The organism is Saccharothrix sp. ST-888 (assembly GCF_000955975.1).
GTDB lineage: Bacteria > Actinomycetota > Actinomycetes > Streptomycetales > Streptomycetaceae > Kitasatospora.
Genome location: NZ_JYJF01001134.1, coordinates 1 through 242 on the forward strand (window position 1 = coordinate 1; position 242 = coordinate 242).

The 242-nt window shown below is 72.3% G+C and carries 1 protein-coding gene; it reads right to left on the reverse strand.

Annotation, left to right across the window (positions count from 1 at the left end; all coding sequences use genetic code 11):
• On the reverse strand, positions 1-242 hold a 242-nt coding region (locus UK12_RS42855; RefSeq protein WP_045307433.1), incomplete at both ends, for an acyl carrier protein.

The following is a 242-nucleotide window of genomic DNA, read 5'->3' on the forward strand; positions in this document are numbered from 1 at the left end:
ACGGCGGTCAGCGAGTCGAACCCGAGCTCCTTGAACGCCCGGCCCGACTCCACCGCCTCCGACCCCGCGTAACCGAGAACAGCCGCGACCTGAGCCCGCGCCAGCTCCAGCAGCGCACGGTTCCGCTCGACCTCCGACAGACGCGCCAGACGCTGCGCCAGCGAGGACTCCCCATCGGCGCCGGCGTCACCCGACGGCGCGAACGCCGCCTCCATGACCTTGCGCGCCTCGGGGATCTCGTT